This is a genomic window from Streptomyces sp. CB01635, assembly GCF_002803065.1.
Lineage (GTDB): Bacteria > Actinomycetota > Actinomycetes > Streptomycetales > Streptomycetaceae > Streptomyces.
This window is the reverse complement of record NZ_NNBL01000004.1, coordinates 144231-163259: the sequence shown is the minus strand read 5'-3', so window position 1 is coordinate 163259 and position 19029 is coordinate 144231. Positions and strand designations below refer to the sequence as shown.

General features: G+C 71.0%; 20 protein-coding genes and 1 pseudogene. 8 read left to right on the top strand and 13 right to left on the bottom strand.

Annotated features, from left to right (window positions below; translation table 11 throughout):
• Positions 1-2: 2 nt before the first annotated feature.
• The 9 genes from CG723_RS15760 to CG723_RS15720 form a co-directional block, all read right to left on the bottom strand.
• On the bottom strand, positions 3-563 hold the full coding sequence (locus tag CG723_RS15760; protein ID WP_100594035.1) for a hypothetical protein: 561 nt from the start codon (positions 561-563) through the stop codon (positions 3-5).
• Positions 564-661: 98 nt separating this feature from the next.
• Complete coding sequence (locus tag CG723_RS15755; protein ID WP_100594034.1) at positions 662-1441, bottom strand: HAD-IIA family hydrolase; 780 nt, start codon at positions 1439-1441, stop codon at positions 662-664.
• A 140-nt stretch (positions 1442-1581) separates the two neighbouring features.
• Complete coding sequence (locus CG723_RS15750; RefSeq protein WP_100594033.1) at positions 1582-2643, bottom strand: 2-aminoethylphosphonate ABC transporter substrate-binding protein; 1062 nt, start codon at positions 2641-2643, stop codon at positions 1582-1584.
• 39 nt (positions 2644-2682) lie between these two features.
• A complete protein-coding gene (locus tag CG723_RS15745) occupies positions 2683-3480 on the bottom strand; it encodes an ABC transporter permease (RefSeq protein ID WP_100594032.1) in 798 nt (265 codons plus the stop codon).
• A complete protein-coding gene (locus tag CG723_RS15740; RefSeq protein ID WP_100594031.1) occupies positions 3467-4339 on the bottom strand; it encodes a 2-aminoethylphosphonate ABC transporter permease subunit in 873 nt (290 codons plus the stop codon). Before CG723_RS15740 ends, CG723_RS15745 begins: the two co-directional genes overlap by 14 nt.
• Complete coding sequence (locus CG723_RS15735; RefSeq protein ID WP_100594030.1) at positions 4332-5387, bottom strand: ABC transporter ATP-binding protein; 1056 nt, start codon at positions 5385-5387, stop codon at positions 4332-4334. Before CG723_RS15735 ends, CG723_RS15740 begins: the two co-directional genes overlap by 8 nt.
• Before the next feature lie 186 nt (positions 5388-5573).
• On the bottom strand, positions 5574-6332 hold the full coding sequence (locus CG723_RS15730) for a GntR family transcriptional regulator (protein WP_100594029.1): 759 nt from the start codon (positions 6330-6332) through the stop codon (positions 5574-5576).
• 91 nt (positions 6333-6423) lie between these two features.
• The gene (locus CG723_RS15725) at positions 6424-7455 is read right to left on the bottom strand and encodes a hypothetical protein (protein WP_100594028.1); all 1032 of its coding nucleotides are present in this window, start codon (positions 7453-7455) and stop codon (positions 6424-6426) included.
• 121 nt (positions 7456-7576) lie between these two features.
• Complete coding sequence (locus tag CG723_RS15720; protein WP_234374331.1) at positions 7577-8815, bottom strand: ROK family transcriptional regulator; 1239 nt, start codon at positions 8813-8815, stop codon at positions 7577-7579.
• 67 nt (positions 8816-8882) lie between these two features.
• Between CG723_RS15720 and CG723_RS15715 the strand changes: the two genes are divergently transcribed.
• Both CG723_RS15715 and CG723_RS15710 read left to right on the top strand, forming a co-directional pair.
• Complete coding sequence (locus CG723_RS15715; protein WP_100594026.1) at positions 8883-9980, top strand: Gfo/Idh/MocA family oxidoreductase; 1098 nt, start codon at positions 8883-8885, stop codon at positions 9978-9980.
• Positions 9977-10441 (top strand): heme-degrading domain-containing protein, encoded by a 465-nt coding sequence (locus CG723_RS15710; protein WP_100594025.1) that lies wholly within the window; start codon positions 9977-9979, stop codon positions 10439-10441. The genes CG723_RS15715 and CG723_RS15710 overlap by 4 nt, the downstream gene beginning before the upstream one ends.
• A 106-nt stretch (positions 10442-10547) precedes the next feature.
• Here the strand turns inward: CG723_RS15710 and CG723_RS15705 are convergent, their stop codons facing one another.
• The 4 genes from CG723_RS15705 to CG723_RS15690 all read right to left on the bottom strand — a co-directional run bounded on the left by CG723_RS15705 (position 10548) and on the right by CG723_RS15690 (position 13642).
• A complete protein-coding gene (locus CG723_RS15705; RefSeq protein WP_100594024.1) occupies positions 10548-11405 on the bottom strand; it encodes a fumarylacetoacetate hydrolase family protein in 858 nt (285 codons plus the stop codon).
• 115 nt (positions 11406-11520) lie between these two features.
• Positions 11521-12294 (bottom strand): YidC/Oxa1 family membrane protein insertase, encoded by a 774-nt coding sequence (locus tag CG723_RS15700; RefSeq protein ID WP_100594023.1) that lies wholly within the window; start codon positions 12292-12294, stop codon positions 11521-11523.
• 106 nt (positions 12295-12400) lie between these two features.
• A complete protein-coding gene (locus CG723_RS15695) occupies positions 12401-12712 on the bottom strand; it encodes a DUF6412 domain-containing protein (RefSeq protein ID WP_100594022.1) in 312 nt (103 codons plus the stop codon).
• 111 nt (positions 12713-12823) lie between these two features.
• Positions 12824-13642: a class E sortase gene (locus tag CG723_RS15690; RefSeq protein ID WP_234374330.1), complete on the bottom strand. Its 819-nt coding sequence runs from the start codon at positions 13640-13642 to the stop codon at positions 12824-12826.
• 260 nt (positions 13643-13902) lie between these two features.
• Between CG723_RS15690 and CG723_RS15685 the strand changes: the two genes are divergently transcribed.
• From CG723_RS15685 to CG723_RS15660, 6 genes and pseudogenes are all read left to right on the top strand, one after another.
• A complete protein-coding gene (locus CG723_RS15685; RefSeq protein WP_100594021.1) occupies positions 13903-14352 on the top strand; it encodes a DUF3592 domain-containing protein in 450 nt (149 codons plus the stop codon).
• Between the two features lie 40 nt (positions 14353-14392).
• Complete coding sequence (locus CG723_RS15680) at positions 14393-15457, top strand: SEC-C domain-containing protein (protein WP_100594020.1); 1065 nt, start codon at positions 14393-14395, stop codon at positions 15455-15457.
• A 39-nt stretch (positions 15458-15496) separates the two neighbouring features.
• Positions 15497-15736, top strand: a pseudogene (locus tag CG723_RS15675) (ATP-binding protein); the annotation flags it as partial.
• Between the two features lie 487 nt (positions 15737-16223).
• A complete protein-coding gene (locus CG723_RS15670) occupies positions 16224-16604 on the top strand; it encodes a very short patch repair endonuclease (protein ID WP_100594300.1) in 381 nt (126 codons plus the stop codon).
• Between the two features lie 18 nt (positions 16605-16622).
• A complete protein-coding gene (locus CG723_RS15665) occupies positions 16623-17618 on the top strand; it encodes a DNA cytosine methyltransferase (RefSeq protein WP_100594019.1) in 996 nt (331 codons plus the stop codon).
• 11 nt (positions 17619-17629) lie between these two features.
• Positions 17630-19006, top strand: coding sequence for a DNA cytosine methyltransferase (locus tag CG723_RS15660; RefSeq protein ID WP_100594299.1), 1377 nt, complete (start codon positions 17630-17632; stop codon positions 19004-19006).
• The last annotated feature ends 23 nt before the right edge of the window (positions 19007-19029 follow it).

Here is a 19029-nt window from a genome sequence, read left to right as displayed (position 1 = left end):
GCTCAGTCGGAGCGACGCCGGCGGACGCTGCGGAAGGCCACGGCCACAGCCGCGACCGCCGCGAGCACCAGGCCGATCACCGCGTGCCGGGTGCCGGGGCCCTCCCCGCGCACACCGGCGATCTCGGTGGTGTGGGCCGCGGCGACCTGCGCGGTCCCGCCGCCGCCCGCGTGCACGGCCGCGGTGGGGGTCGGCGTGGGCCGGCCCGGCTGCAGGACCTGGACGCTGCCCCTGACCTTGTCGTCGGCGCCGTCGCAGGTCACTTTGACCTCGTAGACCCCGGGCGTCGCTGACGAGCGGATGCGGGCCTGCGTCGTCAGGGTGGGCTGGTCGGCGGACCGGGCGAGGTCGCCGGGCGTCTCGAAGGCGTCCGAGTAGACCTTGCCCCTGGAATCCTTGCAACCGGAGACCCTGAGGTCGACCTGGGTCCCCGGGGCGGGGGCGTACGGGGTGACGGTTATGGAACCTGTGGATCCGTCGGATTCCCCGCCCTCCGCGTGGGCGGCGGCGACGGGCAGTGTCACCAGAACGGCCGCCGCCCCTATGGCACGGAGAGCGAACATCTCTCTACGCATTGTGAACCTCCTGTATTGGAAGGGTCACGCGCGCAGGCCCGATCCGCATCCCGGGGCCGCCGGAGAAGGCCGCCCCGGGAGCGGGATCAGACGAGTTCGACCAGGTCAGCGATGGAATTGACGACCTCGGAAGGCCGGAAGGGATAACGGTCGATGTCGGCCCTGCCGGTCAGCCCGGTCAGGACGAGGAAGGTCTTCATCCCGGCCTCGAGGCCCGCGAGGACGTCGGTGTCCATGCGGTCGCCGATCATGGCGCTGCTCTCCGAGTGCGCCCCGATCGCGTTCAGGCCGGTGCGCATCATCAGCGGGTTCGGCTTGCCCGCGAAGTAGGGCTGCTTGCCGGTCGCCTTGGTGATCAGCGCGGCGACGGCGCCGGTGGCGGGCAGCGGGCCCTCGGTGGAGGGGCCGGTCTCGTCCGGGTTGGTGCAGATGAAGCGGGCGCCGTTGTTGATCAGGCGGACGGCCTTCGTCATGGCCTCGAACGAATAGGTGCGCGTTTCGCCGAGAACCACGTAGTCCGGGTCGTGGTCGGTGAGGACGTACCCGATGTCGTGCAGCGCCGTCGTCAGGCCGGCCTCGCCGATGACGTACGCCGTGCCGCCGGGGCGCTGGTCGTCGAGGAACTTGGCGGTGGCCAGCGCCGACGTCCAGATGTTCTCGACCGGCACCTCCAGGCCCATGCGGGTCAGCCGGGCCTGGAGGTCGCGGGCGGTGTAGATCGAGTTGTTCGTCAGCACCAGGAAGGGCTTGCCCGACTCGCGGAGCTTCTTGACGAAGGCATCGGCGCCGGGGATCGGCACGCCCTCGTGGATGAGCACACCGTCCATGTCGGTGAGCCACGAATCGATGGGCTTGCGCTCTGCCATGTGCCGGTCTCCTGCCATACAAGAAAACACTGGGGTCAAGAAATAGCTGGGGCGCCGGGACCACTCTGTGCCGACGGCCCCCAGCCTAATCAGGACATGCTGATCTTGGCCCCGTCGAGCCTTGCGTGAGCGGCGGCAGGTCAGCTGCCGGTCGCCGACTTCCAGTCCTCCACGTACGTCTGGAGGTTCTTGTCGATGTCGTTCCAGTCGGGCTCGAAGATCTCGACGCCGTCCATCACCTTGGAGAGGGCGATGGCGTTCTCGTCGGTGGCCTTGACGTCCTTGCGCGCGGAGAAGCCGCCGCCGATGGAGCTGACCTGCTGCTGCGCCTTGGTGGACAGCATGAAGTCGAGGAGCTTCTTGCCGTTCTCGCTGTGCGGGGCGTTCTTCACGAGGCCGCCGGCGTAGGGCAGGGCGAACGAGGTCGGCTTGCCGCCGGCCTTCTTCGGGAACCACAGGCCGAGGTTCGGCATGGTCTTGGACTGCGCGAAGCTCATCTGCACATCGCCGTTGGCGACGAGGAGTTCGCCCTTGTCGACCTTGGGGGCGAGCTTGCCGGTGGAGGCGGACGGGCCGACGTTGTTGGCCTGGAGCTTCTTCAGGTAGTCCATGGCGGGCTTCTTGCCGCCGAAGTCGTGCATGGCCTTGACGACCACGGCGGTGCCGTCGCCGGCGACGCCGGGCGTGGAGTACTGGAGCTTGTTCTTGTACTTGCCGTCGAGCAGTTCGTCCCACGTGGTGGGCGCCGTCTTCAGGTCCTTCTTGTTGTAGACGAAGCCGAAGTAGTTGTTGACGACGGAGGTCCAGGTGCCGTCGGCGGCCTTGTCGGCCCCGTCGACCTGGTCGGCGCCCTGGGGTGTGTACTTCGCCAGGAGGCCCTTGCCGTCGGCCTGCTGGATGAACGGCGGGAGCGTCACGATGACGTCGGCCTGGGTGTTCGACTTCTCGCGGGCGGCGCGCTGCACCATCTCGCCGGAGCCGCCCTCGACGTACTCGACCTTGATGCCGGTCTTCTTCGTGAAGTCCTTGAAGACCTGGTCGTACCAGCCGTCGCCGTTCTCGCCCTTGAGGCCGTCCGCGCTGTACACGGTGACGGACTTCTCGTCGGAGGCGGCGGAGTTGCCGCCGCAGGCGGAGAGGGTGGCGGCGAGGGCGAGGCTTCCGGTGACGGCGGCGATCGGCTTGAGCATGTTTCTGCGCATGGCGAGGTGAACTCCTTGCAGCGATGTGGGTGTCGGGGGTCAGCGGTAAGAGGCTTTGGTGCGGATCCGCGAGACGAGCAGCAGGACGAGCAGCGTCGTCGCCATGAGGATCACGGAGATCGCCGATCCGGTGAACAGGGAGCCGCGGTCGGTGATCGCGTAGATCTGCACGGGCAGCGGCATCCAGTCCGGCGGGTAGAGCATCATCGTGGCGCTCAGCTCGCCCATGGACAGGGCGAAGCAGAGTCCCGCGGCCGCGTTCAGCGACGGCAGCAGGAGGGGCAGCTTGACCTTCCACAGGACGTACGAGGGGCGGGCGCCGAGTGACGCTGCGGCCTGTTCGTACGCGGGGTCAAGTCGTACGATCGCGGCCGAAACCGACTGATAGGCGAACGCCGTGACAAGAATCGTGTGCGCCAGGATGACGATCCAGCGGGTGCCGTTGAGCACCATCGGCGGCTTGGAGAACGCGACGAGCACGGCGAGGCCGACCACGACGGACGGTACGGCGACCGGCAGCATGAACAGGGCGTCCAGCACCCTGCGGCCGCCCTTCTTGAGCGCGGCGGCCGCGAGCGCGGCCCAGGTGCCGATCAGGAGGGCGAGGAGGCTGGCGCTGACGGCGGTGACCAGGCTGGTGGTCAGCGCCTGGAGGGACGCGCCGCTGGTGGCGGCCTGGTAGTGGCCACCGGTGAATCCGGTCGGAAGGGCGCTCGACCAGTTCGTGGCGAACGACGCGGCGACGATGACGAGCAGCGGCAGCGCGAACAGAGGCAGGAAGAGGGCGAAGAAGAGGACCCAGGTGGCCCACTTGCCCTTACGGCTATGCACCAGCACGGCGGCTCACCACCCGGTAGAGGCCGTAGAGGCCCACGGAGATCAGGACGTTGACGACGGCGACCACGCACGCGCCCGGGTAGTCGGACTCGAGGATCGCCTTGCTGTACACGAGCATCGGGAGCGTGGTGACGCCCTTGGCGCCGGTGAAGAGCACGATGCCGAACTCGTTGAGGCACATGACCAGGACGAGGCTGCCGCCGGCGGCGAGCGCGGGCAGCGCCTCGGGCAGGATGACCTGCCGCACGATGCGGGCGGGCTTCGCGCCCAGGGAGGACGCCACCTCCAGCTGCGCGGTCTCGATCTGCGAGAACGCGGCGAGCAGGGGCCGCATCACGAACGGTGTGAAGTACGTGATCTCGGCGAGGAGCACGCCCCACGGGGTGGTGAGGAACTGGAAGGGCCCGGAGGCGGCGCCCGTGACGTCCGTCCACAGTCCGTTGGCCATGCCCACGGAGCCGTAGACGAAGAGCAGCGCGAGGGTGATGAGGAAGGACGGGAAGGAGAGGAACACGTCGATGAACTTGGCGACGGCCTTCCCGCCGGGGAACGGGACGAACGCGATGACGAGCGCGAGCGCGAACCCGAGCACGAGGCATCCGACGGTCGCCCCGACCGCCAGCCACACCGTCGTGCCGAGTGCCTCCCGGAACGCGGACGACGCGAAGACGTCGGCGTACGGCTCGAGGGAGGTGCCGCCGGTGTCGGGCTGCACGGACTGCTGCACGACGAGGGCGAGCGGGTAGAGGAACACGAGGGCGAGTACGGCGACGGGCGGCAGCGCCCACACCCACTTCGGCGTTCCCTTGCGGGGCTTCGTGGCCTTGCTCACCGGCGTGCTCAGCGTGGCGCTAGCCATCCTTGCTCACCCCGGCCGAGAGCAGCACCGCGTCCTCGGGTGCGAAGTGCACGGTGACCTCGTCGCCGAGCGCGGGCGGGGTGCGCAGTTCGCGCAGGTCGGCCTTGAGCCGGTGCCCGTCCACGTCGACGTACAGGCGGTGGGTGGAGCCGCGCCACTGGACCTCGGACACGGAGCCGGTGAGGGCGTTGGGCCCGTCGCCGAGTCCGACGAGGTGGGGGCGCACGCACAGGGTGGCGGACACCCCGGAGGCGACGTCGCCTGTGGGCACCTTCAGCTGGGCGCCGGCGAAGGACACCGAACCCGAACCCACCTGTACGGGAAGGAGGTTGGCGTTGCCCACGAAGGACGCGGTGAACTCGGTGCGGGGCCTGCGGTACAGCTCCTGCGGGGTCCCGCAGTCCTGGAGCCGCGCCTTGTCCATGACCGCGATCCGGTCGGCGAGGGTGAGTGCCTCGACCTGGTCGTGGGTGACGTAGAGGATCGACACGTCGGGCAGTTCGCGGTGCAGGCGGGCCAGTTCGGCCAGCATGCCGGAGCGCAGCTGCGCGTCGAGCGCGGACAGCGGCTCGTCGAGCAGGAGCACCCCGGGCCGGATGGCGAGGGCCCGTGCGATGGCCACCCGCTGCTGCTGTCCGCCGGACAGCTCGCGCGGGTAGCGCTTCGCGTAGGACGCCATGCCGGTCATCTCGAGGGCCTCGGTGACCCGGGCGGGGATCTCGGCCTTGGCGACCTTCTGGGCCTTCAGGCCGAAGGCGACGTTGTCCTCCACGCGCAGGTGCGGGAACAGGGCGTACTGCTGGACGACCATGCCGATGCCGCGCCGGTGGGGCGGCAGGTCCGTGACGTCGCGGTCGCCGATCAGGACGCGGCCCGACGCGGGCCGCACGAATCCGGCGACGGCGCGCAGGGCCGTCGTCTTGCCGGAGCCCGACGGGCCGAGCAGCGCCATGACCTCGCCGGGCTCGACCGTCAGGTCGAGGGAGTGGAGGACGGTGTTCGAGCCGTAGGCGACGGACACCTTGTCGAAGCGGATGCCGCTGGCCATCAGCTCTCAGCTCCAAAGCACACGGCGGGTATGGGGTCGGTCTTCTCTCTCACGGCGGCCACGCTCCTTGGGGCGGATGACCCGTGCCGGTCCGCACGGCAACGGGACGGTGAACGGCCACCCAAGGTTGGCCTAGACCCGTTACATTCCCGTTACCGAACTGGGTCAACTGCCACCCCCCGGCGATCAGTTGCCCAAACGCGTGGTGAACGAGAACCGGTCCCCCCGGTAAAGCGTCCGCACCCTTTCCGTGGGCCGGCCGCTCGTGTCGGACGACACCCGGTGAATGAGAAGCATCGGCAGCGCGGGCGGCGTGCCGATCAGGAGGGCCTCGCGCGGGGTGGCCAGCACGGTCTCGATGCGCTCGTCGGCGGACCCGAACTCGATCCCGAGCCGCTCGTGCACATACGAGTAGAAGGACGAGTCCGGGTCGAAGTCGACGTCCAGGCGCGGCATCCGCGCCACGGCGACGTAGGTGCTCTCCAGGCCGACGCGCTCGTCGTCGGCGAGCAGCACACGCTCCATGTGCCACACCGGCTCGCCCCGCTCGACCTCGATCTCGTCGGCGAGGGCGGGCGGGCACGGGAAGCGGTCGAGGCCGATGAGCGTACGTCCCGGGCGGCGGCCCTGGCGGCGCACGCCCTCGGTGTAGCTGGCCATCGACAGTGGCTGCTCCAGCTTGGGCCCGGCCACGACCGTCGCCCGGCCCTGGCGGCGCAGGCGCCCTTCGAGCAGCAGCTCGCGCAGCGCCTGGCGCACGGTCTCGCGCGCCACCTCGAAACGCAGGGCCAGGTCCCGTTCGGTGGGCAGCGGCTCACCCTCGCCCAACTCGTCGAGGAGGGCGGAGACATGGGCCTTGACCGCGTAGTACTTCGGAATGCGGCCGTGCTCGGGGATGCCGGCGCGTACGGGTGCGCCAGGTGCCTGGTCGTTCGGGTAATCCACCCAGGGATGTTCGCAGACATTTGTTAACGGGGTGTCGGGGGCGGTCCCGGAGTGCGGTGCGCGCGGCGGACGGCGTGGCCGGAATCCGCCCTCACCGGCGGTCGGTGCGCAGCCGCCGGGAGCCCGCCACGAGGGCCGCGCCGCCGACGAGCAGGGCGCCGGACACGAGGACGAGTCCGCGCAGGGAACGCGGCCCGGTCCGCGCGAGCTCGTCGGGCGTGAGGGGGAGGCCGCCGGGGTCGGCCCCGATGCCTGCGTCCGCGCCCGTGTCTGCGTCTGCGCCCGTGTCTGCGTCGGTGCTGGTGTCGGCGCCTGGGTCGCTGCCGGCCGTGGGGCCGGTGCTAGGTCCGCGGGTGGGGCCGGTGGTGGGTCCGCGGGTGGGGCCGGTGGTGGGTCCGTGGGTAGGGCCGTGGGTAGGGCCGGTCTCGTCGGTGGCACGGGCGCTCGCGGTGCCGCTGTCGCGGCCGGGCTCGAGCACGCCGTCATCTCCGGTGTCAGGTTCGTCGCGCTGCTCGCCGGGGCGCCTTCCGGACCGCTCGCCCTCCTCGTCGTCGGTGAGTGTGAACCGGTAGTCGCCCGACTCCCCCACCCAGTCGCCGTCGTCGTCCCGGCGCTGCACGACGGCCGCGTTGGCGACGACGCTGTTCGGCTCGGCGTCGGAGGTGAACGTGAGCCGGGCCCGGACGGTGACGGTCTTGCCCGGGCCCACCCGGAAGCCGGGGAAGCCGTCGTCGAAGACGCCGACGTTCTCGTCCCACTCGGTCCGCTCGAAGTGCACGGGGTGGTGGCGCTTGCCGTCGGAGAACTCCAGCTGGATCTGCCGCGTCGCCAGCGTCCGCTTCTTGTCGATGAGTACGAGGACGGGGTGGATGCGGGCGCACTCGGCATCGGTCTTGTTCGTGAGGTCGAGGGACCAGGTGTGGAAGCCGCCGCCGGGGTGGTACGTCGTGGGGCCGCCGCGGATCCGGGTGCTGATCGGGAAGTCGGCGGGGTACTGGGTGACACAGGTGGGCTCGAGCGGGGCGGACCCGGCCGGGACCGGGTCGGCCGCGAGGGCGGGGCCGCCGGTCACCACGGAGGTCAGGGCCACGGCAGTGACGGCGAGCGGGATACGCGGTCGCATGAGGAGCCTTTGTGATCGCGGGCGGGAAGGGTACTGCCGCCGCGACCGTGTCACGCGCGACGCGCCCCGTGCCGGACCAGCAGGGCCCCGTACGGCCCGATGCACGAGCGATTCCGCTCGATCAGCTCAGATTTCTGTCATTCCGGTTGGCCGGGAAGTGACCGTGCGCCCGGCCGAACAGGGGTGCGAGGACCAGTTGGGCGGCGCCCTCGACGACCGCCGTCGCGGCGCCGGGCGCGCGCAGGACCGGGACCTCGACCGTGCCGCCGCGCCGTGCCCGCTCGCCGAGCACCGCCCGCACCCCTCCGACGAAGCGCTCCTCGGCGGCTGCGACCGTGCGCCCGCCGAGCAGGACGAGGTCGATGTCGAGGAGGCCGACCATGTTCGCCGCGCCCTCGCCGAGCACGCGCGCGGCCTCGTCGAAGGATCCGGCGGCGACCGCCGCGAGGCAGAGAGCCTCGATGCAGCCGCGGTTGCCGCAGCTGCAGAGCGGACCGTCCAGCTGGATCACCTGGTGGCCGAATTCACCCGCTCCCGTGTGCGGCCCGCGATACGGCGCGCCACCCAGGACGAGTCCGGCGCCGAGCCCCGTACCGAGGTGGAGGTACGCGAACGCGTCGCCGGACCCGGCGAGCGCGAGGCCGAGCGCGGCCGCGTTGGTGTCCTTGTCCACGACCACGGGAAGCCCGAGCCGCTCCGCGAGCGCGTCCCGCAGCGGGAACCCGTCCCACTCGGGGAACCCGGTGACGCGGTGCAGCACGCCGGAGGAGTGGTCGAGGGGCCCGGGCAGCGCAACGCCCACGCCGAGGACTCGGGAGGTGGGGGGTTCTGGATGTACGGGGTCCTGCGCGTCGGGCTCCTGTGCGTCGGGGTCCCGTACGTCGGGGTCCCGTACGTCGCGGCGGTCCGGCTCTCCGGCATCCGCGTCCCCACCGTCCGCGTCCGCGAGCAGCGCCTCCACCTCGCTCGCCGCCGCCTCCACCACCGCGTCGCCGCCCGCGCCGAAGGCGAGCGGGGAGCGGCGTTCGGCGACGACCGTGCCCGCGAGGTCGACCAGGACCGCCGTCAGTTCGTCGCGGTCCAGGTGGAGCCCGACCGCGTGCCCCGCGTCCGGCACGAGACGCAGGACGGTGCGCGGCTTGCCGCCCGTCGAGGCGCGGCGGCCGGTGTCCGTCACCAGGCCCTGTTCCCGGAGTCGCGCCGTGATCTTGCTGACGCCCTGCGGGGTGAGGCCCGTGCGCTCGGCCAGTTCGAGCCTGCTGATGCCCTCGTCGCCCGCCGTGCGCAGCAGATCGAGTACGAGTGCGGCGTTATGGCCTCGCAGCACCGCCAGATTGACCCCGGAGTTAGCCCTGTTCACTCCCCCATTGTCCCTTCCGCTTGCACTTTGGCAACACCGTTGCTTAAGTGGATGCATGACTGAAGGCATGACATCAGGTACGGCTGGGGCCACCGGCTCCCCCCTCCGCGTCGGTCTCGTCGGCTACGGCCTGGCGGGCTCCGTCTTCCACGCCCCGCTGATCGCCGCGACCGACGGCCTCGTACTCGACACGGTCGTCACCTCGAACGCGGAACGGCAGGCGCAGGCCCGCGCCTCCTTCGGTGACGGCATCCGCTTCGTGGCCACGCCCGACGAGCTGTGGCCCCTGGCCGACGAGCTCGACCTGATCGTCATCGCCTCCCCGAACAAGACGCACGTACCGATCGCGACGGCCGCCCTCAAGGCGGGCCTCCCGGTCGTCGTCGACAAGCCGATCGCCGGCACCGCGGCCGAGGCGCGCGAGCTGGCGGCGCTTGCCGAGGAGCGCGGCCTGCTCCTCTCGGTCTTCCAGAACCGCCGCTGGGACAACGACTTCCTGACGCTGCGGAGCCTGATCGCGGACGGCGAGCTCGGCGACGTCTGGCGCTTCGAGTCGCGCTTCGAGCGCTGGCGGCCGCAGCCCAAGGGCGGCTGGCGCGAGTCCGGCGACCCGGAAGAGATCGGAGGTCTCCTCTACGATCTCGGCAGCCACGTCGTCGACCAGGCCCTGGTCCTGTTCGGCCCGGCCGTCTCGGTCTACGCGGAGTCCGACGTGCGGCGCGCGGGCGCGGCGGCCGACGACGACACGTTCATCGCGATCACGCACGCGAACGGCGTCCGCTCCCACCTGTACGTCTCCGCGACCGCGGCCCAGCTCGGCCCGCGCTTCCGCGTCCTCGGCTCGCTGGCCGGCTATGTGAAGTACGGCCTCGACCCGCAGGAGGCGGTGCTGCGCGAGGGCACGATCCCGGCGGCCGGCGAGCCCTGGGGTGTGGAGCCCGAGTCGATGTGGGGCCGGATCGGTTCCGGTGAATCCCCGCTGACCGGCGGCGGACGCCCCGTCGAGACGCTCCCCGGCGCCTACCCCGCGTACTACGCGGCCGTCGCCGCCGCCCTGCGCGGCAGCGGCGAGAACCCGGTCACCGCCGAGCAGGCAGCGTCCGCGCTCGACGTCCTGGAGGCGGCGCGCCGCTCGGCCCGCGACGGTGTGACGGTGACGCTGTGAGCGCGCCGACGGCCGAGGAGATCGAGGAGCAGGAGCGCCGTCTGGTCCTGCCGAAGTTCACTTACGACGACGCCTGGGAGCTGGGCTCGCTGCTCGTCGAGCTGGCCAGGGAGCGCAAGGCGCCGGTGACGATCGACATCACGCGCGGCGGCCAGCAGCTCTTCCACGCGGCGCTGCCGGGCTCGACCCAGGACAACGACGCCTGGATCGCCCGCAAGCGCCGCGTCGTCGAGCGCTATGCCTGCTCGTCGCTGCTGGTCGGAACCCGTTTTCGGGCGAAGGGCACGACGTTCGAGGACTCGTCCAGGCTCGACCCGGACACGTACGCGGCGCACGGCGGCGCGTTCCCGCTGGCCGTCGAGGGCGCGGGAGTCATCGGAGCGGTGGTGGTCTCCGGCCTCCCCCAGCTGGAGGACCACGCACTGGTCGTAAAGGCCCTGGACCTCTTCGTCGCAGGCTAGACAGGCGCCCCCGGAAGGGGCGCGGGGAACTGCGCGACCAGCCCCGGCGGGCCCGCGGCCGACGACCGGCCGACGACCCCGCAGTTCCCCCGCCCCGCGCGGAGCGCTACGCGTCCTTGAGTTCCTGGCGCTGGCGCCCCAGACCCTCGATCTCCAGCTCCACCACATCCCCGGCCCGCAGATACGGCTTCGGCTCGGGCTGCCCCATCGCCACGCCCGCCGGCGTCCCCGTGTTGATCACGTCGCCCGGGTACAGGGTCATGAACTGGCTGACGTACCGGACCACCTCGGCGACCGGGAAGATCTGGTCGGCCGTCGAGCCGTCCTGCTTCAGCTCGCCGTTCACCCACAGCTTCAGGCCGAGCGCCTGCGGGTCCGCGACCTCGTCCGCCGTCACGAGCCAAGGGCCCAGCGGGTTGAACGTCTCGCAGTTCTTGCCCTTGTCCCAGGTGCCGCCGCGCTCGATCTGGAACTCGCGCTCGGAGACGTCGTGCGACACCGCGAAACCGGCGACGTGCGCGAGGGCCTCCTCGTGCGACTCCAGGTAGCGCGCCGTACGCCCGATGACGATCGCCAGCTCGACCTCCCAGTCCGTCTTCACGGACTTGCGCGGTACGAGCACGGTGTCTTCGGGGCCGACGACCGTGTCCGCCGCCTTGAAGAAGACGACGGGCTCCGACGGCGGCTCGGCGCCGGTCTCGGCGGCGTGGTCGTGGTAGTTCAGGCCGATGCACACGACCTTGCCGATCCGCGCGACCGGCGGGCCGACCCGCAGGCCGTCCGCGTCGAGCACGGGCAGCTCGCCGGACTCGGCGGCGGCCCGTACGCGTCCCAGCGCCGCGTCGTCGGCGAGCAGCTCCCCGTCGATGTCGGGGACGACTCCGCCCAGGTCACGCAGGACACCTTCGGCATCGAGCAGGGCCGGGCGCTCCGCCCCCGCGGTACCGACTCGCAGCAGCTTCATGGTTGAGACTCCCTTGATCGAGGAGGGACCTCGCGACGGGTGCAGCCATCGGAGGACTGGTCGATCGTCCAAGGTCCTCGTCCAGTCCGCAATACCTCGTTCACGGACTGGACCTTTACGCGGCAGTAGCAAGCGCCGCGGCAGAGGGCATGTCGCGGTACAGGACGGCCCGCTCGACGGCGCTCCACGTCGTGCTCGTGACCACGTACAGGGCAGCCGCGAGCGGCACGAAGCCCACCGTGAACAGCGTCATGAACGACATCAGCGGCATGATCTTCGTCATCGAGGCCATCGCGCCCGCGCCCGGCGCCTGCGGCCCGTCCGCGGCGGCCGGCAGCATCGGCTGGGCCGCCATCTGCCGCTTCGTACGGCCGTAGTTGAAGCTCGCCACCGCCGCGACGATCGCGAACAGGACCAGATAGACGACGCCCTGCGCGCCGAAGAGCCCGCCGTCCGCGAGCGCGTCCTTGAAGCGCCCGCCGAGCGGCGCGGCGCCGAGGGTGTGGCCGAGCAGGGCGTTGGGCTCGCCGCCGATGCTGCCGTTCGAGAACAGGTGGTAGAGCAGGAAGAAGGCGGGCAGCTGGAAGAGGCTCGGCAGGCAGCCGGACAGCGGCGAGACCTTCTCCTCCTTGTGCAGCTCCATGATCGCCTTCTGGAGCTTCTCGGGGTTCTTCTTGTGCTTCTTGCGCAGCTCGGCGATGCGCGGCTGGAGCTTGGCGCGCTGGCGCTGCCCGCGGGCCGAGGCCCGGGACAGGGGGTGCACGAGAAGGCGTACGAACGCGGTGAAGAGGACGATCGCCGCTGCGGTCGCCGAGGCGTGGAAGAGCGGGTCGAGCAGGTCGGCGATGTGCTCGACCAGGCTGGCGAAGACAGACATGAACGTCGACATGGGTGAGCCCTCCGGGGGTCCCGTCGTGCCGGAATCGGAAGACCGCCGGGAAGGGCGGCCGATCGGCGTGACGGCCCGTAGGGGGACTGCGGGTGGAGCGGGTCCCCTACGCGGCCGTCAGGAGGAGACGGCCGGGTGCTCGGGGTCGGCTGCGCCCGCGGGCGTCGGGATCGCGCTGCGGCAGGAACGCGGTGCGTTGCTCACGGTCGCGCATCGTGGTGCGGACCCGGGTGCGGGGCACGGCGGGGGCGCAGCGCGCGGAGAGCAGGGAGCAGACGGCGAGCGCGGAGCCCGCGGCGGCGGTCGCGGCGAGCGCGACGGCGGCGGTGAGGCTGCCGGTGTCGACGAGAACGGTCTCGACGAGGAGGAACAGCAACAGGGCGGCGGGCCGCAGGGCCGTGCCCCAGGTGCGCGTCATGTCCGGCGTCCCTCCTTCCCGCTGTTCGGTCCGTGGCCACGTGTTGTGGCGTTCTGCCCGTTATACAGGATGGGCCCGGATCAGATGAAGGGGCGGCTTCTCGTCCCTCGCTCACCGCGGCCGCATCGACCGCAGCTTCCCCCACACCGCGAGCCGGTACTTGGACGTGTACTCGGGCGTGCAGGTGGTGAGCGTGATGTAGTACCCCGGCTCGCTGTACCCGGCGCCGCGCACGACCTCGCTGCGCGGCACGCCCGCGATGACGCCACCGTCGCGCGCGGAGGTCTGGGCGAGGGTCTTGTCGACGACGTACGTGTACTCGGCGCTACGGGTACGGACCCGGACCTCGTCGCCCTTGCGCAGCCGGTTGATGTACCGGAAGGGCTCCCCGTGGGTGTTGCGGTGCCCGGCGAGCGCGAAGTTCCCGGCGCGGCCGGGCTGGGCGGTGGCCGGATAGTGACCGACGTAGCCCTTGTTGAGGACGTTCTGCTTCCCGACGCCCTCGGCGACGGGGACGGTGAGGCCGAGGCGGGGGATGGTGAGGACGGCGTAGGCCTGGTCCCAGCGGGGCGTTTCCCGGGAGGCGGAGGTGGAGTCGGCGGATGTCCGGCCCCCGGACCCGCCACCGGACCCCTCTCCCGAGGAGCCGCCCGGGGTGTCGTCACCGGCCTGATCCGAGGCGCTTTCCTGACCGCCGTCGCCCTGCCCGTCCGCGGGGGCGGCCGCCCACTCGCGCTCCAGCGCCTGCACCTTGCGCTCGGCCCCGGCTCTGGCCTCGCGATTCGTCCACCACAGCTGATGGACGACGAGAAGGAGAAGGACGACCCCGAGGGTGACGGCGACCTCGGCGCCGGTCCACAGGGTGCGGCGCAGGGTCGAGGGGCGTCGCCCCTGCGGGGGACGCAGGGCCGAGGGGCGTCGCCTGGGCACACGGCGTCCCGCGCGTAGAGCCGAGGGGCGGCGGCCGGGCACACGGCGTCCCGCGCGCGGCCCCTGCCGCACGACGACCGGCTGACGCTCCCGATCCCGGTCCCGTTCCCAGTCCCGATCCCGCCGCCACTCCGGCTCCCGCTTCCGCTTCCGCTTCGGCTCGCGCACGGCCGCAAGATAGGCCCTGCCTCCGTAACTCACCAGGGAAGTCACCAGGGGAAGTCACCAGTGAAAGGGCCGGCACCCTAAGCTCGCGCCCCATGGGTCCCCTCTGGCTGCTCGCACTGATCCCCTTCATCGCAGGACTCGCCCTGGCCGTCTCACAGGTGCTGCAACTCGTCACCGAGACGCTCCGGCGCAGCACCGGCACGGTGGTCGACGCGACGGTGACGGGCCATGTCGCGTCGAACGAGGCGTCGTACGCGGTGCTGCATCCGGTGGTCAGCTGGACAGCGCCCGACGGCACGGCACACGAACAGGCGCTCCCCGACGAGGTGGGCGCCCACGCGCTCCCCGAGGGCCGCCGCGTACGCGTCCGCTTCGACCCGGCGCACCCCGCTCTCGCGGCCCTGGACACCGACGGCCGCTACCGCTCGTGCGTGGCCTGGCTGTGGGCGGGGACGGTGCTGTGGGCGGGCACGCTGGCCGTGGTGGTCGGGCGCATGGCGTACGTATGGAACGAAAGCGACGGCTACGCGAGCGGGTGGTGACCTGGCGCCGGTGACGGTGGTCGGCAGTACGGTGTCACCCATGCGCCCCGACACGCCTGCTACGCCCGCCGAGCCTGTAGACCCTGTCAACCACATCGCCGAAGCCGAGCGCCTGGAGCGCATCGCCGGCCTGTACCCGGAGGACGCCGAGCAACTGCTCCTCCAGGCCGCGGCGCACTACGAACTCGCCGACGCGCGCCAGCGCGCCGCCTCGCTGTACGACGGGCTCATCGCCGGCCCGCCGTCAGAGCTGGAGCAGCCCCACCTGGTGAAGGCCCTGATGGCCGCGAACCTGTGGGAGTACGGCCACGAGGCGGAGGCCCACGCGATCATCACGGGCATCCGGACAGCGGGCCCGAGGGACCCGGCCGCGTACGTGATCGTGGCGGAGGCCCTGGAGTCGCACGACGAACTGGAAGCGGCGCACGAGTCCTTCACGGAAGCCCTGACGCTGCTCCTGCCGGAGGCGGAGCGCACGAACCCGCCGTACGAGACGCACCCGCTCCTCCTGGGCCGCCACCGTGTGCGCCGCATGATCGGCGCGGAGCACGACGAGTGGGACGCCCTCGCCGACCGGGTCCACCGGGCCGCGGTGTCCCTGGACGAACTCCACGACCCGAAGCGGACGTGGGCGCTGGGCTCGAACAACCCGGCGGAGCTGAAGGCCGAAATCCTGCGCCTGCGCGCGGAATTGGGCTCGTACAGGCAGGCCCTGTCCCGCCCGTTCCCGGTGGCGGTACTGCACTGGCCGGCGACGGAGCTGACGGAACTACTGGCCGCGTACCCGACCCTTACCTCCGAATACCCGTCCCACGAAGAGCACTTGGCGACCATAGAGTCCTCCCTCCGCGAACTCGCGGCCTCGGGCACACCGAACCTGGGAATCGTCGCGGGCACGGTCCCGTCGTACGAGGCGTTCGCGGCGTCGGAGTCCTCGTCCCCCACAGATGCGTCGCTGCTACCGCAGTACGCCACGACACTGGCGGCCCGAGGCCGCGCGATCCCGTGGCCGCCGGAGCGGGGGGCGGAGTGCTGGTGTGGGTCGGGGCGGGGGTATGGGGAGTGTCATGGGTGGGGGCGACGGACTGACCCCACAGGGGTCTGACTGACGTCTGGGGGAACGGGGTTGGGCGGGCTGGAGGGCACCCTCCTGATCATCGACAACGGCACGGGCATGGACGACGCCGGACTCGACGCTGCGATGACCGTCGGCCGTCGCCGGGACTACGGCGACGGCGCACTCGGCATGTACGGCACAGGCCTCAAGGCCGCCTCTCTGTCCAATGCGTCGGCGCTGACCGTGATCAGCCGTACCAAGCGCAGCCGGGCCGCCGGGCGCCGGCTGACCGCCGAAGGCATCGAGGACTCGTTCCGCTGCGACACTCGACGACTGGTTCGTGGTCGCGCCGATGCAGACGTCGGCCCGGTGCCGCCCTGATACGCGGATCCTTGGCCATGGCCCCTTCTCCCTCGCCCGACGGACCCGGCGTCGCGGGGCCCTGTTCGGCGCGATCCGCGAGCCCCGTCATGCGGCCGCCGCGATGCGTCTGGCGGGCGCCACGTATCTGAACGGGAACGCGACGGCCGAGGAGAACGTACGGCCGCCTCGGGGTGCGTTGGTGCTGTACCCCGTGGTGGAATCCGAGCCCCGGATCGCGTCCGACGGTTCGGCCGATCCGCGCGACCTCGTCATGGTGTTCGCATTCGTCGCCCCAGTGTCGGCGGCGACCGGCGGCCGTCCGCTGGTGCGCTTCCGCGCCGTCGACTCGGGCAGGAGCGACGCTGCGATCATTGATCGTGACGACGCGCGTGCGGGAGGCACTAGGGCTGTGACCGAGATGAAACCCTCCTCTCCTGACGTATCGGCCCGCATGAGCAGGCAGGCCAGCAAGGACACAGGTGCCGAGCTGGCGGTGCGGCGGCTGCTGCACGCGGCGGGACTGCGGTACCGCGTGGAATACCCGGTGCCAGGGATGGCCCGGCGTCGGATCGACGTGGCCTTCACCCGCGCCAAGGTCGCCGTGCTGATCGACGGCTGCTTCTGGCACGGCTGCCCGCAGCACGCGACGCAGCCCAAGGTCAACGTAGAGTGGTGGCGCCAGAAACTGGACAGGAACATGGCGCGGGACCGGGAGACCACCGGGCACCTGACGGCAGCGGGGTGGACCGTACTGCGGTTCTGGGAGCACGAGGACCCGGAGGACGTGGCGGCGCAGATCAGAGCCGTCGTGCTGCGGAGCAGCGATCGATGAGCAGAGGGACGGGGGAACATGGGCGCGCTGAGCTTCGTAGATGTCTGCGCAGGAGCAGGCGGTCTCGCGCTCGGCCTGGAGCAAGCCGGATTCGAACCTCGCCTTCTGCTCGACAACGACAAGCGCACCGTCGCCACCCTCACGGCCAATCGGCCGCACTGGAACGTGCTGCTCGAAGACCTCCTGGACTTCGACCCGATCGAGCACCCCGAGAGCTACGACGTGGATCTGCTCTCCGCGGGGCTCCCCCGGGTGAAGTCGAGTGCGACGGTCGGCCGGCCGGATTCGGGCGAGGAAGAGCGGCTGCTGCGGGCCACCATCTTTCTGGCCCATGCGATCAAGCCGCGGGCGGTACTCATCGACAATGTCCCCGACCTAGCGTACTCGGACGACTACAAGCCGTTCCGGGACTTCGCTCGCGCCGAACTGGCGCACCTCGGTTATGAGTTCAGCTGGTTCGTCGTGGACGCCGTCGGCTTCGGGGTCCCACAGAACCGTAGGTCGGGCGTGCTCGTGGCGCTCGAGCGAGGCCACGGTGACGCGTTCCGTCCTCCGATTCCCACAGTGGACGAGCCGACGACCGTCGGCGCCGCTCTGCAGCGTTCGATGAGCGCCCGGGGCTGGCCGGACGCCGCCCGCTGGGCCGCACAGGCGGACCGACCGGCGCCGACCCTCGTCGGCGGCTCCAAGAACCGCGGGGGAGCCGATCTGGGTCCGACCGGCTCCAAGAAGAAGTGGGCGACCATGGGCGTCAATGGGCACACCCTGGGTGATCAGGTGCCCGGCGAGGACTTCGTCTGGGATCCCGAGCGCGGACGGGAGTACCTGGTGAAGATCACGCCCGAGCAGGCGGCCACTCTCCAAGGCTTTCCCGAATCGTGGTCGATCAGCGGCCCCAAGACTCCCCGTTATCGCCAGATCGGGCACGCTCTGCCACCGCCCGTCGGGCGGGCCCTGGGCGGGGCCGTGGCGGATGCGCTCAAGGGGGATCCAGCATGCCTCCCGGCCGGCTAGAATTCGGCACCATGACCAGCACGGCGTCCCACAAGTCCATCCTTGACACGCCCTTCGTCTTGGACTTGTTCGCCGGCCCGGGTGGACTCGACGTCGCCGCGCACGCGCTCGACATTCCGAGCCTTGGCATCGAATGGGACAAAAGTGCATGTTTGACCCGTTATGCCGCTGGCCTCGACACACTGCACGCAGATGTGAGCGCCGTACGCAGGGAACAGTTCGAGTCGTTGCCGCCCGAGATCAACATCCTCGCCGGCGGTCCACCGTGCCAGACGTACTCGGTGGCCGGCAGCGGCGCCGGTCGGAAAGCCCTGGCCGAGGTGAAGAACTACATCGACCGCCTGATGCACGGCGATTCGGATCAGGACATCGACAAGGCCCTGGGGAATCTCAGCGACCCGCGTACCGCCCTGGTCCTGGAGCCGCTCCGGTACGCGATCCAGGCCACCCGGAGCCCGAACCGTTCGCACCGGCCGTACGACGTCATCGTGTTGGAGCAGGTTCCGGCCGTCCAGGCGCTCTGGCAGCAGTACGCGAAGGTGCTGCAGGAGCAGGGTCTGCCTGACGGCACCCGGTACGAGGTCGTCGTCGACGTCCTGGGCACCGAGACCTACGGTGTGCCCCAGACCCGAAAGCGCGCGGTACTCATCGCGCGGCGCGTCGGGCTCGGCGGACCTTCGCTTCCCGCTCCCACCCACCGGGCGTACGAGCCCAAGAAGTGGAACCGCGGCTCGGCCCCGAAGGCCGAGGAAGCGGTACAGCAGGCGACGCTCGACCTCAGCTCGCCGGAATCCGACGGACTGTCGCCCTGGAGGTCGATGGGTGACGCGCTCGGTGATCCGGCCGGCTCGCACCGTGGTCGCCCTACGCCGTTCCTGGTGCGCTCGAACTACGGAAGCTCCGGCAATCCGGGACGCCGCGGTGTACGCAGCGACCGGCAGCCGGCGACCACCGTGACCGGACGTATCTCTCGCTTCGTCGTCTTCCAGCACCTGGACGAGGACATCGTCTACGAGGGCGACCGGTTCAGCATGAACGAAACCGGCATGCTGCAGAGCTTCCCGCCCGACTACCCCTGGTCTGGCACCGCCCAGGCCCAGCAGGTGGGAAATGCCGTACCGCCGCTGTTCGGCGCCCACTTGCTGAGTGCCGCCCTCGGGCTGCCGGCGCCGTCACCTGAGCTGATGGCCAAGCCCTGGATCGCCGCCACGGAGGAACAGCGGGCGAAGCGGCGAAGCCACGGCTGCGGGGCGCCCGACAGCTGCACCGACAGGTGTCCCCGCTCCGACGACAAGGCGCCGTCCGGCCCGACCTCACCGAAGGCCGGCAGGCCGAGCACGAAGGCGTCGGAGGCGGCACGCGGGATGGTGCTGCAGTACGCCTTGTGAGCGTGCAGCAGCACCATCAGCCG

What these genes read in the sequence shown, in the direction of transcription:
- CG723_RS15760 (WP_100594035.1), bottom strand. Translation starts at nt 563, where the DNA reads ATGTTCGCTCTCCGTGCCATAGGGGCGGCGGCCGTTCTGGTGACACTG.
- CG723_RS15755 (WP_100594034.1), bottom strand. Translation starts at nt 1,441, where the DNA reads ATGGCAGAGCGCAAGCCCATCGATTCGTGGCTCACCGACATGGACGGT.
- CG723_RS15750 (WP_100594033.1), bottom strand. Translation starts at nt 2,643, where the DNA reads ATGCGCAGAAACATGCTCAAGCCGATCGCCGCCGTCACCGGAAGCCTC.
- CG723_RS15740 (WP_100594031.1), bottom strand. Translation starts at nt 4,339, where the DNA reads ATGGCTAGCGCCACGCTGAGCACGCCGGTGAGCAAGGCCACGAAGCCC.
- CG723_RS15735 (WP_100594030.1), bottom strand. Translation starts at nt 5,387, where the DNA reads ATGGCCAGCGGCATCCGCTTCGACAAGGTGTCCGTCGCCTACGGCTCG.
- CG723_RS15725 (WP_100594028.1), bottom strand. Translation starts at nt 7,455, where the DNA reads ATGCGACCGCGTATCCCGCTCGCCGTCACTGCCGTGGCCCTGACCTCC.
- CG723_RS15715 (WP_100594026.1), top strand. Translation starts at nt 8,883, where the DNA reads ATGACATCAGGTACGGCTGGGGCCACCGGCTCCCCCCTCCGCGTCGGT.
- CG723_RS15705 (WP_100594024.1), bottom strand. Translation starts at nt 11,405, where the DNA reads ATGAAGCTGCTGCGAGTCGGTACCGCGGGGGCGGAGCGCCCGGCCCTG.
- CG723_RS15700 (WP_100594023.1), bottom strand. Translation starts at nt 12,294, where the DNA reads ATGTCGACGTTCATGTCTGTCTTCGCCAGCCTGGTCGAGCACATCGCC.
- CG723_RS15695 (WP_100594022.1), bottom strand. Translation starts at nt 12,712, where the DNA reads ATGACGCGCACCTGGGGCACGGCCCTGCGGCCCGCCGCCCTGTTGCTG.
- CG723_RS15685 (WP_100594021.1), top strand. Translation starts at nt 13,903, where the DNA reads ATGGGTCCCCTCTGGCTGCTCGCACTGATCCCCTTCATCGCAGGACTC.
- CG723_RS15680 (WP_100594020.1), top strand. Translation starts at nt 14,393, where the DNA reads ATGCGCCCCGACACGCCTGCTACGCCCGCCGAGCCTGTAGACCCTGTC.
- CG723_RS15670 (WP_100594300.1), top strand. Translation starts at nt 16,224, where the DNA reads ATGAGCAGGCAGGCCAGCAAGGACACAGGTGCCGAGCTGGCGGTGCGG.
- CG723_RS15665 (WP_100594019.1), top strand. Translation starts at nt 16,623, where the DNA reads ATGGGCGCGCTGAGCTTCGTAGATGTCTGCGCAGGAGCAGGCGGTCTC.
- CG723_RS15660 (WP_100594299.1), top strand. Translation starts at nt 17,630, where the DNA reads ATGACCAGCACGGCGTCCCACAAGTCCATCCTTGACACGCCCTTCGTC.